The following is a 14,962-nucleotide window of genomic DNA, read 5'->3' on the forward strand; positions in this document are numbered from 1 at the left end:
TCCGTAGCGTGCGATCGATTCTCGCACAGGCACCCGGCGCGAGCCGATACGTTCGTCGGACGCGCGGGGCGGAAGTTCCCTCGACGGGCGCCGGAAGCGACACCAGCACCGAGGTTCCGACGAATGTATCGCCCCGGGCCGAGGACTCAGAGGCTGCCGAGGACGTCGAGCCGCACCTGCGCGGCCACCGCGATGACGAGGTAGTCGGTCACGACGACGAGCGGGGTCCACGACAGCAGCAGCGCCCCGACGCGCTGCGGCGCGCTCCCCCAGACTCCCTCGCGCAGCGTCCAGCCGATGGTCGCCCAGAAGAGCGGGATCGTCACGAGCCACACGACCATGCACCACGGGCACAGCGAGCCGTACTCGAACACGCTGCGGTAGGCGAAGACGTGGACGAGCACGAACGCCGCCGCGACGAAGCCGGCGTACACCCGCCAGTACCAGGGACGAAGCCCGGCCGGCGCGGCAAGGGCCGAGACCCCCGCGAAGACCGCCCCCGGGAAGAGCACGATCCCGATGATGGAGTTGCTGAATCCGAGCAGGTTCCCGCCGGGGCTCAGCAGGTTGGGCCCGCAGGTGACGACGGGGCTGATGTCGCACGAGATCATGGCCTCGCCGCCCGTCAGCTGCCCGATGTACTCGTGGTAGAGCAGGAACGACACGACCCACCCCGCGATGCCGACGACGATCCAGACGACGGCGAGCGCGGGACCGGGCCGGATGTCGCGTGCCGATGCTGCGGCGTCGTCGGATGCTGCGGCGTCGACGGATGCTGTGGTGGGCATGAGGTCAGCCTGCGGTGTTCGCCCCGTGGTCGGGGCTGCCCCGTGCCAGGAAAAACCGACGCGATTGGATGCCGCGAAGACCGGTCTCAGCCTCAGCGCCAGGTCGCCGTGAGCAGACCGGCGACGACCCCGAAGACGAGGGGCAGCAGGCAGCCGATGGCCGCGGGGCGACCGACCGCGGGCCGGGTGAACAGGTATGCTCGCGTCTCGGCCCGTTCCGCGTCGGTGCTGCGCAGCGCCCCGCCCGGCGACGGCTCCGGATGAGGGTCCGCGGCATCCTCGATACGCGCGGCGACCGCGAGCAGGTCCTCGGTCCAGCGCCAGAACGGGGCGGTCCACCGCGGCAGCGCGCCGCGCGAGAGGAAGTACACGTGGCGTCCGGCGGTCTCGACGTCCACATCGGGCGCCACCGCCGCCAGGCCGGCGCGCACGGACGGCGTGAGCATCCGTCGGACACCGTCGCCATCCGCGGGCGCACACCAGACGCCGAAGTGCTCGTCGAACCCGCCACCGATCTCGATCCGCTCCTGGCCTTCGGGCGGCCGCCAGGACGGCGCGCCCGGCGCGTGCACCGCCACCAGGCTCGCCCGCGGCAGCTCGGTCGCGATGCCGACGCGGAGGTACGTCAGTGAGCGCGGCATCCGGTAGCGGCCGATCCACGTGTCGAACGCGTAGTCCGCCGAGCGGAACGGGCGCGGCTCGCTCCCCGTCACGACCGCGGTCGCCATCCGGCGCTTGCCGAGGCCGAAGACGGTCGCGCTCTCCGGCGGGTCGTCCTCGCGGTGGCGCAGGTCGAGCCGGTTCGCTGTCGCGAACCGTTCCAGACGGTACAACGCGGCGTCCGCCTCCTGCCGGGCGCGACGCATCCCGTCGAAGCGACTCACCGCGAGTGGCAGCACCATCACCGCCGCGATCACGATGGTCGCCCACGACAGGCCCGAGCCGCCCGCGATCGATTGGACGGAGAGGACGAAGAGCAACGCGAGCACGCCCGCCCCGAGCACCAGCACCGCCGAGACGAACATCGCCCGCGCGGCGACCATCCGTGAGGCGCCCCGCCCCGCTTCGCCACGGAGCCCCGCTTCCCCGGGCTCGGGGAGCGGCGCCGTGAGCGCCTCGGTGCCGAACGGGGTGGCTCCGGCGTCGTCCCGGGATGCGCCGCTGCTCATGTTCCCATCCTGCCGTGCCGGGGCTGCGGGGCCGTTCGCCCGCGCGCGTCTCAGCGCGCGCGGGGATGAGAGGTCGCGTAGATCTCTCGCAGCGCGTCGACCGTGACGTGCGTGTAGATCTGGGTCGTCGCCACCGAGGCGTGCCCGAGCAGTTCCTGCACGACACGCACGTCGGCTCCGCCTTGCAGCAGGTGCGTCGCGAACGAATGCCGGAGGGTGTGCGGTGACACATGGGCCGCCAGCTCAGCGCGCTCGGCCGCCTGCTGCATGATCAGCCACGCGCTCTGCCGCGACAGCGGAGCACCGCGCACCCCGAGGAACAGCCGGGGCGTCGCCCGTCCGCGCCGGGAGAGCTCCGGCCGCGCCCGCGCGAGGTAGGCCTCGACCGCGGCGCGAGCGTACGAGCCGACCGGCACGATCCGCTCCTTCGCGCCCTTGCCTCGAACGCGCAGCACGTCGCCGAGGGCGAGGTCGTCGACATCCAGCTGCACGATCTCCGACACCCGGGCGCCGGTCGCGTACAGCAGCTCGAGCAGCGCTCGATCCCGCAACGCGGCGAGGTCGGTCGCCGCGACATCGCCCGGCGTGGGGCCCGCGGCGTCGAGCAGCCGTTCGACCTGATCGATCGTCAGCGCCTTCGGGAGGCGCCGCGGCGTCTTGGGCGGGCGCAGCCGCTGCGTCGGGTCCGCGTCGACGATGCCTTCGCGGGCCAGGAAGCGGTGCAGTCCCCGCAGCGACGACTGCAGCCGCGCCAGCGACGTCGCCGCCGGCGGCGGGTCGGCGGACGCCGCTTCTTCCGCGAACCGCGTCACGACCTCCGCCGTGATCTCCGACGTCTCGTCGATGCCCTGCCCGTCGAGCCACACGGTGTACGCGTCGAGGTCGCGGCGATAGGCCGCGACGGTGTGCGCCGACAGTCCGCGTTCGACCGAGATGTGTCGCAGGTACGCCGCGACGGCGCGGTCGAGCCGCACGTCCGTCAGCCCCGACGCAGCCGTTCGGCCGCCGCGAGCACGCCCGTCGCCAGGATGCCGTTTCGGAACCGTCCCGCGAGCACGCCGTCGACGACCTCCGTCAACGGCACGCGCTCGACGCGCATGTCGGCCTCCTCGTCCTCGCGCTCGTAAGCGCTCGGTGCCGGACGGAGTCCGCGGGCGAGGAAGACGTGGATGATCTCGTCGTTGCCCCCGGGCGTCGTGAAGATGCTGACGAGCGGCTCGAGCGACTCGGCCACCAGGTCGACCTCTTCGGCGAGTTCCCGCCGGGCGGTCTCGATCGGCGGTTCGCCGGCGACGTCGAGCAGCCCGGCGGGGATCTCCCAGTCGCGGTGACGGATCGGATGCCGGTACTGCTGGATCAGCACCACGCGCTCCTCGTCGTCGATCGCGACGACGGCCGCAGCCCCGGGGTGATCGACGAACTGGCGGGTGATCTCGCCGTCGCCGAAACGCACCGTCTCACTCCGCACGTCCCAGACGTGGCCGGAGTAGACGAGCTCGCTCGAGACGACCTCGGGCTCGACGGGTTCGTCGCGCAGCTCAGGCATCCTCGACCTCGAACAGCTCGCTCGCGCGGTGCCGGTCGAGGGCGGCGGCGACCAGCCCGCGGAAGAGCGGGTTCGCCTCGGTCGGGCGCGACCGCAGCTCGGGGTGGGCCTGCGTCGCGATGTAGTACGGGTGCACGTCACGCGGCAGCTCGACGTACTCGACGAGGTTGCGGTCGGGTGACAGGCCCGAGAAGACCAGTCCGGCCTCGGCGATCTGGTCGCGGTACCGGTTGTTCACCTCGTAGCGGTGGCGGTGGCGCTCGGAGGCCTTCGTGGCTCCGTACACCTCGGCCGCGAGCGAGCCCTCGGCGAGGTCGGCCTCGTACAGGCCCAGGCGCATCGTGCCGCCGAGGTCGCCGCCGGCGATGATGTCGACCTGCTCGGCCATCGTCGCGATGACCGGGAACTCGGTCTCCGGGTCGAACTCGCTCGAGGACGCACCCGACAGGCCCGCCATGTTGCGCGCGTACTCGATGACCATGCACTGCAGGCCCAGGCAGATGCCCAGCGTGGGGATGCCCTGTTCGCGCGCGAACTTCAGTGCGCCGAGCTTGCCCTCGATGCCGCGGATGCCGAAGCCGCCGGGCACGACGATGCCGTCGATGCTCGCGAGAGCCTTCTCGGCCCCCTCCGGCGTCTCGCACAGGTCGGAAGGGATCCAGGTGACGTTGACCTTGGTCTCCTGCGCGAAGCCGCCGGCCTTGAGGGCTTCGGTGACCGACAGATATGCGTCGGGCAGGTCGATGTACTTCCCGACGAGGCCGATCGTGACCTCGTGCTTGGGGTTGTGGACGGCGTCGAGGACCTTGCTCCACCGCGTCCAGTCGACGTCGTCGGCCTTCTCGGCGAGCCCGAGTCGGCGCGTGATGTAGGCGTCGAGGCCCTGGTCGTTGAGGGTCGAGGGGATGTCGTAGATGCTCGGCAGGTCGACGGTGTTCACGACGCCCTCGACGTCGACGTCGCACATGAGCGCGATCTTGTTGCGGTTGCTCTCGCTGACGGGACGGTCGCTGCGCAGCACGAGGGCGTCGGGCTGGATGCCGACCTGGCGGAGGGCTGCGACCGAGTGCTGAGTCGGCTTCGTCTTCTGCTCGCCCGAGGCTCCCATGAACGGTACAAGCGAGACGTGCACGAAGAACACGTTGTCGCGGCCGAGCTCGTGACGCAGCTGGCGGGCGGCTTCGAGGAAGGGCTGCGACTCGATGTCGCCGACGGTGCCGCCGACCTCGGTGATGATGACGTCCGGGCGGGGTTCCTCGGTCGCCTGCAGCCGCATCCGGCGCTTGATCTCGTCGGTGATGTGCGGGATGACCTGGACGGTGTCGCCGAGGTACTCGCCGCGGCGCTCCTTGGCGATGACCTGCGAGTAGATCTGCCCGGTCGTGACGTTGGCCGCCTGCGTGAGCTCGATGTCGAGGAAGCGCTCGTAGTGCCCGATGTCGAGGTCGGTCTCGGCGCCGTCGTCGGTGACGAAGACCTCACCGTGCTGGAAGGGGTTCATCGTGCCCGGGTCGACGTTCAGGTACGGGTCGAGCTTCTGCATCACGACGCGGAGACCGCGTGCGGTGAGGAGGTTGCCGAGACTCGCGGCGGTCAGTCCCTTACCGAGAGAAGAGACCACACCACCGGTCACGAAGATCTGCTTGGTGGTGTTCTGGGAAGAGGCCGCGCGATGAGTGTCCGTCACGGGCTTCTATTCTATCAGTCAGGAACGCGACAGGTTCAGCAGTTCTCGGGCGTGCTCGATCGCGGCCCCCGAATCCGGCAGCCCGGACAGCAGACGCGCCATCTCGGCCTCGCGGTCGCCGCCGTCCAGACGCCGCACGCTCGAGGCCGTCACCGAGCCGTCGTTCGACTTCACGACGGTCAGGTGGTTCGTCGCGAAGGCCGCGACCTGCGCGAGGTGCGTCACGACGATCACCTGGCTGGTCTCGGCGAGCCGTGCGAGCCGTCGCCCCACCTCGATCGCGGCGGCACCGCCGATGCCGGCATCCACTTCGTCGAACACGAAGGTCGGCACGGGGTCGGTTCCCGCGATCACGACCTCGATCGCGAGCATGACACGGCTGAGCTCACCACCCGAGGCTCCCTTCGCGACCGGCCGGGGGTCGGCGCCGGGGTGCGGCGCCAGCAGGATCGTCACGTCGTCACGACCCGACACCGACGCAGTGCCGGGCTCGACGGTGACGAGCAGTCGCGCGTCGGGCAGGGCGAGCTCGCGGAGTTCCGCCGTCACCGCCTCGCCGAGGCGCTCCGCGGCGGCGGTACGGGCTGCGGTGAGCTCCGCGGCTGCGGCATCCAGCGCTTCGCCGAGCTCGTCGCGTTCAGCCCGCAGTCTCTCGATGCGGTCGCCGTCGTCGTCGAGCTCCATGAGTCGCGCGGACCCGCTCTCGAGCAGCGCGAGCGCCTCGTCGAGAGTGCCGTGCACGCGCAGCAGGCCGTTCAGCGCCGCGCGCCGCTCCTCGACGGCCGCGAGCTCCTGCGGCCCGCTCTCGTCGAGATCGGCGAGGTACGCGCTCAGTCCCGTCACGAGATCGGCGGCGCGGTAACCGAGGTCGGCCAGGGGCTCCACGAACGCGGCGAGCGCCGCATCGCTCGCCGCGGAGCGCTCGATGGCGCGCCGGGCCTCGGCGAGGAGCGACACCGCGTCGGGGAGCTCATCGTCGTTCGAGAGCGCATCGTGTGCCGTGGCTGCGGCGGCACGCAGCTCTTCGACGTTCGCCAGCTTCTCCGCGCGTTCGGCGAGCGCCGCATCCTCGCCCGGCTGCGGCGCGACGGCCTCGATGTCGGCGATGCGGGCGCGTAGATCGTCCGCCTCTCGTCGGCGCGCATCGCGATCGGCGTCGAGCTGAGTCAGTTCGGCATCGACGGCACGCCAGGCCTCGAACGCCGCGCGGTAGCGATCGCGCACCGCGGTGATCTCCGGCCCGCCGAAGCGGTCGAGCGCGTCGCGCTGCGCGGCGGCGGACTTGAGGCGCAGCTGGTCGGACTGTCCGTGCACGACGATGAGCTGCTCGGCGAGCTCGGCGAGCACCGCCGCGGGTGCCGGACGGCCTCCGACGCTCGCGCGCGAGCGCCCCTCGCTCGACAGCACACGGCCCAGATACAGCTCGGAGCGGCCCCCGCCGATCGGTTCGACGTCTCCTCCGGCCTCGCGCACCCGCTCGGCGACGGGCCCGCTCTCGTCGACGATCCAGACGCCGTCGACGGATGCCTGCGGCGCACCGGCGCGCACGGCTCCCGAGTCGGCGCGTTGCCCGAGCAGCAGTCCGAGCCCGGCGACGACCATGGTCTTGCCCGCACCCGTCTCACCCGTGATCGCGGTGAACCCGGGGCCTATCGGCAAGGTCGCCTCGGCGATCACGCCGAGGCCGCGCAGACGCATCTCCTCGATCACGTCGCACTCTCCTGCTGCTCGAGACTCGGACCGCGCCAGCCCACCACCGGCAACCGGAACTTGCGGACGAGCCGGTCGGTGAAGGCGGCCGGATGCAGTCGGGCCAGGCGCACAGGGGTCTTCGAACGGCGCACCACGACCCGGGCGCCCGGCGGGAGTTCCTGCGAGCGGCGGCCATCCGCCCACAGGATGCCGGTGCCGTTCGTGCCCGCGCCGACCTCGATCGCCACGGATGCCTCGGGGCTGATCACCAGCGGACGGGCGAAGAGCGCATGGGCCGAGAGCGGCACGACGGCCACCGCTTCGACGTCCGGCCAGATCACGGGGCCGCCGGCGGAGAAGTTGTACGCGGTCGATCCGGTCGGTGTCGCGATGACGACGCCGTCGCAGCCGAAGGCCGAGAGCGGACGCCGGTCGACCTCGAGGACGACCTCGAGCATCCGTTCGCGGCTGGCCTTCTCGACCGTCGCCTCGTTCAGCGCCCAGGTCTCGTACACGACAGCGCCGGAACCGTCTTTCACCCGGACCGAGAGCGCCATGCGCTCTTCGACGTCGTAGTCGCGGTCGATGACCCGCCGGACGGCGTCGTCCATGTCGTCGGCCTCGATCTCGGCGAGGAAGCCGACGTGGCCCATGTTGATGCCGAGGACGGGCGCGGTCCCGCCTCGGACGAGGTCGACGGCGCGCAGGATCGTGCCGTCGCCGCCCAGGACGATCGCGAGCTCGAGATCGGCGACCGTGACCTCCTGATCCAGTGTGGCGACGCCGGGCAGCTCACCGAGCGCCTCGACGAGTTCGGCGCGGTCGTCTGCGGCGAGCACGGGCCGCGCCCCGGCACCGGACAGCGCGTTGAGGACGCGTTGCGCCGCGGCGACGGTGTCGGGACGGCGCGCGTGAGCGACGACGAGGATGTTGCGCATCGCGTCGGTCATCGGGCTCCCGCCAGTTCGTCCACCGTGTGTATCCATTGTGTCGGATTGCCCGCGTCACCAGCGCGGATGCACAGGTGCACGACGTATTCCTGATTGCCGTGCGTTCCCACGAGCGGCGATGCGATGACACCGTGCGTGGCGAGCCCCGCGTCCCACGCCGACCACAGCACGCCCATCACAGCATCCGCTCGGAGGGCCGGATCGGTCACCAGCCCGCCTTTGACGGCGGTCCGACCGACCTCGAACTGCGGCTTGACGAGCAGGACGACATCGGTCGCCGGATCGCACACCGAGACGACGGCGGGAAGGACATGCTCCAGCGAGATGAACGAGAGGTCGCCGGTGATGATCTCCGGCTGGAACGAGGCGCCCGCCATACCGGCCAGCGCCTCGGGCGAGAGGTCGCGCACGTTGAAGCCCTCGACGACGAGCACGTCGGGGTCTGCGGCGATGCTCGGCGCGAGCTGCCCGTGTCCGACGTCGACGGCGACGACGGGGCGGGCGCCGCGCTCGCGCAGCACCTGCGTGAAGCCCCCGGTCGAGGCGCCCATGTCGAGGGCGCTCCGATCCGCGACGTGGATGCCGAACGCGTCGAGCCCGGCGATCAGCTTGTGCGCCGCGCGGCTGACGTAGTGGTCGGCCCCGGCGACGGCGATGGTGGCGTCATCCGCCACGGGGTGGGACGCCTTCACGACGGTGCGTCCGTCCACCGACACGAGCCCCTCGGCGATCAGGGTCGCGGCGTGGCTGCGCGAGCGTGCGAGTCCGCGTGCCGCCAGCGCCGAATCGAGACGCGTGCTCACGCGGCGCCGGTGGGACCGGAGTCGAGGCGACGCGCCAGCTCGTCATGCAGGGCCGCATACGACGCGGCCCGCTCGCTCAACGGCTGATCCTCGATGACGTCGAGCGACGACAGCAGGTCGTCACGCCATTGCTCGGCGAGGCCCTGCGTCGCGCTGTCCGCAGTGGCGGCGTCGCGCTCACCCGGGTCGGCACCATCCATCGACATGGTTCCCACGATACGCGGGGTCAGGGACGGTGGAACGGATCCGCGTAGAGACGCTCCGGCACCCGGAATCCGTAGATCGCACGGCCGGTCGCCCAGATCGCGGCGGCACCCGCACGCACGAGGTCGATCGGGCGGTCGCCTTCAGACTCGATGACGATGTCGGCGCCGTCGATGCGCACGGATGCGGCGCCGACCGTGGTCACGTCGCCCTTCGTCCTGACCTCGGGGTAGGGCTCGTGCAGCTCACGCAGGTCGCCGACGATGTAGGTCGGCCGGGCGTTGGCGGGGGCCGCGAGCACGTGCTTGGGCCGATCGATACCCGTCAGCACGAGCACCGAGCGGATTCCGGCTGCCTGCGCACCGGCGATGTCCGTGTCGAGGCGGTCGCCGATGAACAGGGGCTGCGCGGCCCCGAAGCGGGCGACGGCCTCGTCGAAGATCGGACGCTCGGGCTTGCCGGCGACGGTCGCGAGTCGGCCGACCGCCGTGTGCACGGCCGAGACGAGGGTGCCGTTTCCCGGCGCGATCCCCCGCGCCTGCGGAATGGTCCAGTCGGTGTTGGTGGCGATCCAGGGGATCCCGCCTTCATCCTCCGGGGTGGCCAACGCGTAGGCGGCCTCGGCGAGCTGCGCCCAGCCGACGTCGGGTGCGAACCCCTGAACGACGGCCGCGGGGTTGTCGTCGGCCGAACGGGTGGGCACATAGCCCGCTTTCTCGAGCTCGTGGACGAGCCCGTCACCGCCGACGACGAGGATCGTCGCGCCAATGGCAACGCGTTCACGCAGCAGGCGCATGGCAGCCTGAGGGCTCGTGATCACGTCTTCGGGTCGGGTGGACGTCAGCCCGAGCTCGCGCAGGTGTTCGGCGACGACCGAGTCCCGTCGGGATGCGTTGTTGGTGATGTATCCGAGCCGGCGCGACGCACCCGCGCGGTTCAAGCTCTCGATGGCATGCGGGAGCGCGCCCGGCCCGGCATAGACGACGCCGTCGAGGTCGGCGAGGACCGCATCCACGCCGTCGAGCGGCGTCGCCGTCGTCGATGAGCGGGAGAACAGCCCCATCAGTCGCGCTCCTCCGTCTTGGCTTCCGCCGGCGCCTCGCTTTCGAGCGCCGCGGTCTCATCGATGTCGTCGACCACGATCAGCTCGCGGTCGGCGTCGGTCGCGCCGAGTGCCTCCTCGGCGACGACGGCCCGACGCTGCCAGAGTGCGGCTTCGCCGGAGCGCCCCAGGTCCTCGAGCACAGCCGCCCGGGCCGCGAACAGAGCGGGGCTCCACGAGAAGGCGCGGTCAGGGTCGAGCTCGGGGATGTCGAGTTCCTGCAGCGCGCGCTCGGTCTCGCCGAGGTCGAGGCGGGCACCCGACATCGCGATCGCGAGCTCGACGCGGACCTCGATGGGAAGGGTGGACCGGTCGACGGCGCGGCCGACCTCGAGCGCCCGGTCGGGACGGCCGACTCCGCGCTCGCTGTCGACCATCATGGCGATCTGGTCGTCGCTTCCGGAGATGCGGCGGTAGGTGCGCAGTTCGCGCAACGCGAGGGCGTAGTCGCCCGTCGCATAGGCGGTGATCGCCACCGTCTCACGCACGACTCCGACGCGACCGGCCCGGCGCGATGCCGCGAGAGCGTGCTCGTGCGCGAGCTCGGGGTCGTCGTCGATCAGCTGCGCGACCATGGCGAGGTGACGGGCGACCTGCTCCGCGTTCTCCTTGCTCAGGGTCTTCAGTTCGTTGCGCGCGGCGCCCGGCAGGTCACGAGCCGTGACGCTTTCGGGGATCTCCGGGCCGCGCGGGATGTCGCGACGCTCGGAACCCTGCGGCGGACGCGACGCACGTGCCCCGTCGCGGTCATCCCGACGCGGGCGCGCGTCGCCGTCGCGGCGCGGGTACGACGGACGGTCACCATCGCGACGAGGGTAAGAAGGACGGTCACCATCACGACGCTGGTACGACGGACGATCACCATCACGACGCGGACGGGAATCACCATCACGACGCTGGTACGACGGGCGGTCACCATCACGACGCGGGTACGACGGCCGATCGCCATCGCGACGCGGACGGGAATCACCATCGCGCTGCGGACGGGAATCAGCATCACGACGCTGGTACGACGGACGATCACCATCGCGACGCGGACCGGAATCACCATCACGACGAGGACGGGAATCACCATCACGACGAGGACGGGAATCACCGTCGCGACGAGGACGGCCGTCTCCGGCGCCATCCCGACGCGGGCGATCGTCATTGGCACGCGGCGGACGGGAGTCGCCGTCGCGAGATGGACGCCGCGCACCGGAATCCGCAGCAGAGTAGCGGGGCTTACGCTCCGATCGCGGGCGGTCTTCTTCAGTCACGACGTTCCTTTCGTCCCGGAAACGAGAAAAGGCCACCCAACATTGGGTGGCCTTTTCACGAAAGAAGTCCGGCGGTGTCCTACTCTCCCACAGGGTCCCCCCTGCAGTACCATCGGCGCTGTGAGGCTTAGCTTCCGGGTTCGGAATGTAACCGGGCGTTTCCCTCACGCTATGGCCGCCGAAACACTATTGATGTTTCAGTCTGCACAACGATTGATCGTTATGCGGTTCTCGACCGTACATCGAGAACCACTCAGTGGACGCAAGCACCAAAAACGGTGTGTTATCAAGTCATCGGCTTATTAGTACCGGTCAGCTTCACGTGTTACCACGCTTCCACATCCGGCCTATCAACCCAGTAGTCTAGCTGGGAGCCTCTCGCCCGAAGGCATGGAAATCTCATCTTGAGGCCGGCTTCCCGCTTAGATGCTTTCAGCGGTTATCCATCCCGAACGTAGCTAACCAGCGGTGCTCCTGGCGGAACAACTGGCACACCAGAGGTTCGTCCAACCCGGTCCTCTCGTACTAGGGTCAGATCCTCTCAAATTTCCTACGCGCGCAGCGGATAGGGACCGAACTGTCTCACGACGTTCTAAACCCAGCTCGCGTACCGCTTTAATGGGCGAACAGCCCAACCCTTGGGACCTACTCCAGCCCCAGGATGCGACGAGCCGACATCGAGGTGCCAAACCATGCCGTCGATATGGACTCTTGGGCAAGATCAGCCTGTTATCCCCGAGGTACCTTTTATCCGTTGAGCGACAGCGCTTCCACAAGCCACTGCCGGATCACTAGTCCCGACTTTCGTCCCTGCTCGACCTGTCAGTCTCACAGTCAAGCTCCCTTGTGCACTTACACTCGCCACCTGATTGCCAACCAGGTTGAGGGAACCTTTGGGCGCCTCCGTTACTTTTTGGGAGGCAACCGCCCCAGTTAAACTACCCACCAGGCACTGTCCCTGAACCGGATTACGGTTCGAAGTTAGATATCCAGAGTGACCAGAGTGGTATTTCAACAATGACTCCACGGTAACTGGCGTCACCGCTTCAAAGTCTCCCACCTATCCTACACAAGCCACACCGAACACCAATACCAAGCTGTAGTAAAGGTCACGGGGTCTTTCCGTCCTGCTGCGCGTAACGAGCATCTTTACTCGTAGTGCAATTTCGCCGAGTTCGCGGTTGAGACAGTTGGGAAGTCGTTACGCCATTCGTGCAGGTCGGAACTTACCCGACAAGGAATTTCGCTACCTTAGGATGGTTATAGTTACCACCGCCGTTTACTGGGGCTTAAATTCTCAGCTTCGCCTTGCGGCTAACCGGTCCTCTTAACCTTCCAGCACCGGGCAGGCGTCAGTCCGTATACATCGTCTTGCGACTTGGCACGGACCTGTGTTTTTAGTAAACAGTCGCTACCCACTAGTCTCTGCGGCCTCCACACCCTTTCGGAGTAAATCCTAATAAGTGGAAGGCCCCCCTTCTCCCGAAGTTACGGGGGCATTTTGCCGAGTTCCTTAACCACGATTCTCTCGATCTCCTTGGTATTCTCTACCTGACCACCTGAGTCGGTTTGGGGTACGGGCAGCTAGAACCTCGCGTCGATGCTTTTCTCGGCAGCATAGGATCACCCACTTTTTATCCGCATCGTGTCTCAGCCTGTATGAGTCACGGATTTGCCTATGACTCGGCCTACGCACTTGCCCCGGGACAACCATCGCCCGGGTTGGGCTACCTTCCTGCGTCACACCTGTTAATACGCTAGCCGCACCAGCATGGGGTCGAGCGTTAGACCGGACCGTCTCACCCCGAAGGGATCAACTAAGCCCGGGTTAGGACTCTTAGCACCACTGGATTAGCTTGGGCGGTTCTTCGCCGGTACGGGAATATCAACCCGTTGTCCATCGACTACGCCTGTCGGCCTCGCCTTAGGTCCCGACTTACCCAGGGAAGATTAGCTTGACCCTGGAACCCTTGGTCTTTCGGAGGACGTGTTTCTCACACGTCTTTCGCTACTCATGCCTGCATTCTCACTCGTGTAGCCTCCACGGCTGGTTCACACCGCCGCTTCGCTGGCCACACGACGCTCTCCTACCCATCAACACGGCTGGACCACGAAGGCCTACCAATAATGTCAATGCCACAACTTCGGTGGCGTGCTTGAGCCCCGTTACATTGTCGGCGCGGAATCACTTGACCAGTGAGCTATTACGCACTCTTTCAAGGGTGGCTGCTTCTAAGCCAACCTCCTGGTTGTCACAGCAACTCCACATCCTTTCCCACTTAGCACGCGCTTTGGGACCTTAGTTGGTGGTCTGGGTTGTTTCCCTCTCGACTATGAAGCTTATCCCCCACAGTCTCACTGCTGCGCTCTCACTTACCGGCATTCGGAGTTTGGCTGACGTCAGTAACCTTGTAGGGCCCATCGGCCATCCAGTAGCTCTACCTCCGGCAAGAAACACGCAACGCTGCACCTAAATGCATTTCGGAGAGAACCAGCTATCACGAAGTTTGATTGGCCTTTCACCCCTATCCACAGCTCATCCCCTCAGTTTTCAACCTAAGTGGGTTCGGTCCTCCACGACGTCTTACCGTCGCTTCAACCTGGCCATGGATAGATCACTTCGCTTCGGGTCTAGGACACGCGACTGAATCGCCCTATTCAGACTCGCTTTCGCTACGGCTACCCCACACGGGTTAACCTCGCCACGTATCGCTAACTCGCAGGCTCATTCTTCAAAAGGCACGCTGTCACCCCTACTAAGGAGGCTCCAACGGTTTGTAAGCAAACGGTTTCAGGTACTATTTCACTCCCCTCCCGGGGTACTTTTCACCTTTCCCTCACGGTACTTGTCCGCTATCGGTCATCTGGGAGTATTTAGGCTTATCAGGTGGTCCTGACAGATTCACACGGGATTTCTCGGGCCCCGTGCTACTTGGGATACTCTTCACGCCAAGAGAAGCATTTCGACTACGGGGTTCGCACCCTCTATGACCAGGCATTCAAACCTGTTCGTCTATACCTTCTTGTAACGTCGACCACTCGGCAGAATGATCAGAAAAGTCCCACAACCCCCAACGTGCAACGCCTGCCGGCTATCACACACGCAAGGTTTAGCCTGATCCGGTTTCGCTCGCCACTACTAACGGAATCGCTGTTGCTTTCTCTTCCTGTGGGTACTGAGATGTTTCACTTCCCCACGTTCCCTCTACCCGCCCTATATATTCAGGCGGGAGTCACTAGGTCGGCACGCCGCCCAGCGGGGTTTCCCCATTCGGACACCCTCGGATCACAGTGTGCTTATCCACTCCCCGAGGCTTATCGCAGATTGCTACGTCCTTCTTCGGCTCCAGATGCCAAGGCATCCACCGTTTGCTCTTAAAGACTTGAAATCACATGAGTTGAATCGTCAAAAAATTGACTAATGATCTTTAAGATCATCTTCACGACACAACACCCGAAGGTGTCGCATCGAAGATGCTCGCGTCCACTGTGTAGTTCTCAAAGTACGGGCGGTACCCTCCCCACATGCCACCCAAGCAGCATGAAGAAAAGGCCCAGAGGTTGCGGACTCTCATCCGGTCCCTCAGGACCCAACAGCGTGCAGGTGCGACACCCGAAACCCTCCCCGTTCCCACCGCAAGCGGCGTACTAGAGAAGAACCTCATCCTTCGCACCATGTCAAATGTTCCACCCATGAGCTCCCAGCGAAGAACATGTGCCTTCGAACTGGGTTCTGGACTCCGAAGAGTCAGATGCTCCTTA

12 protein-coding genes and 2 rRNA genes are annotated in these 14,962 nt (G+C 67.1%); all 14 read right to left on the reverse strand.

What is annotated here, in order from left to right; genetic code table 11:
• Positions 1 to 146 precede the first annotated feature (146 nt).
• Entirely contained in the window at positions 147 to 788 is a 642-nt protein-coding gene (locus QUC20_RS13020) for a vitamin K epoxide reductase family protein (protein WP_120264527.1), read from the reverse strand.
• A gap of 92 nt (positions 789 to 880) precedes the next feature.
• Entirely contained in the window at positions 881 to 1,957 is a 1,077-nt protein-coding gene (locus QUC20_RS13025) for a hypothetical protein (RefSeq protein ID WP_289330152.1), read from the reverse strand.
• 50 nt (positions 1,958 to 2,007) lie between these two features.
• Positions 2,008 to 2,931, reverse strand: coding sequence for a site-specific tyrosine recombinase XerD (gene xerD / locus QUC20_RS13030; RefSeq protein ID WP_289330153.1), 924 nt, complete (start codon positions 2,929 to 2,931; stop codon positions 2,008 to 2,010).
• Between the two features lie 5 nt (positions 2,932 to 2,936).
• Entirely contained in the window at positions 2,937 to 3,503 is a 567-nt protein-coding gene (locus tag QUC20_RS13035; protein ID WP_120264524.1) for an NUDIX domain-containing protein, read from the reverse strand.
• The gene (gene pyrG, locus QUC20_RS13040; protein ID WP_120264523.1) at positions 3,496 to 5,190 is read right to left on the reverse strand and encodes a CTP synthase; all 1,695 of its coding nucleotides are present in this window, start codon (positions 5,188 to 5,190) and stop codon (positions 3,496 to 3,498) included. The genes QUC20_RS13035 and pyrG overlap by 8 nt, the downstream gene beginning before the upstream one ends.
• Before the next feature lie 18 nt (positions 5,191 to 5,208).
• Complete coding sequence (gene recN, locus QUC20_RS13045) at positions 5,209 to 6,900, reverse strand: DNA repair protein RecN (protein WP_289330154.1); 1,692 nt, start codon at positions 6,898 to 6,900, stop codon at positions 5,209 to 5,211.
• The gene (locus QUC20_RS13050) at positions 6,897 to 7,832 is read right to left on the reverse strand and encodes an NAD kinase (protein ID WP_120264521.1); all 936 of its coding nucleotides are present in this window, start codon (positions 7,830 to 7,832) and stop codon (positions 6,897 to 6,899) included. The genes recN and QUC20_RS13050 overlap by 4 nt, the downstream gene beginning before the upstream one ends.
• On the reverse strand, positions 7,829 to 8,635 hold the full coding sequence (locus QUC20_RS13055; protein WP_289330155.1) for a TlyA family RNA methyltransferase: 807 nt from the start codon (positions 8,633 to 8,635) through the stop codon (positions 7,829 to 7,831). Before QUC20_RS13055 ends, QUC20_RS13050 begins: the two co-directional genes overlap by 4 nt.
• A complete protein-coding gene (locus QUC20_RS13060; protein WP_120264519.1) occupies positions 8,632 to 8,841 on the reverse strand; it encodes a hypothetical protein in 210 nt (69 codons plus the stop codon). The genes QUC20_RS13055 and QUC20_RS13060 overlap by 4 nt, the downstream gene beginning before the upstream one ends.
• A 20-nt stretch (positions 8,842 to 8,861) precedes the next feature.
• Complete coding sequence (locus tag QUC20_RS13065) at positions 8,862 to 9,902, reverse strand: HAD-IIA family hydrolase (protein ID WP_289330156.1); 1,041 nt, start codon at positions 9,900 to 9,902, stop codon at positions 8,862 to 8,864.
• Positions 9,902 to 10,516 (reverse strand): hypothetical protein, encoded by a 615-nt coding sequence (locus QUC20_RS13070; RefSeq protein ID WP_289330157.1) that lies wholly within the window; start codon positions 10,514 to 10,516, stop codon positions 9,902 to 9,904. Before QUC20_RS13070 ends, QUC20_RS13065 begins: the two co-directional genes overlap by 1 nt.
• 47 nt (positions 10,517 to 10,563) lie before the next feature.
• Positions 10,564 to 11,097 (reverse strand): hypothetical protein, encoded by a 534-nt coding sequence (locus QUC20_RS13075; protein ID WP_289330158.1) that lies wholly within the window; start codon positions 11,095 to 11,097, stop codon positions 10,564 to 10,566.
• Between the two features lie 169 nt (positions 11,098 to 11,266).
• Positions 11,267 to 11,383, reverse strand: a 5S ribosomal RNA gene (gene rrf / locus QUC20_RS13080).
• Between the two features lie 99 nt (positions 11,384 to 11,482).
• A 23S ribosomal RNA gene (locus QUC20_RS13085) occupies positions 11,483 to 14,589 on the reverse strand.
• Between the last annotated feature and the right edge of the window lie 373 nt (positions 14,590 to 14,962).

The sequence above is a fragment of the Microbacterium arborescens genome (assembly GCF_030369635.1).
In the GTDB taxonomy this organism is placed as follows: domain Bacteria; phylum Actinomycetota; class Actinomycetes; order Actinomycetales; family Microbacteriaceae; genus Microbacterium.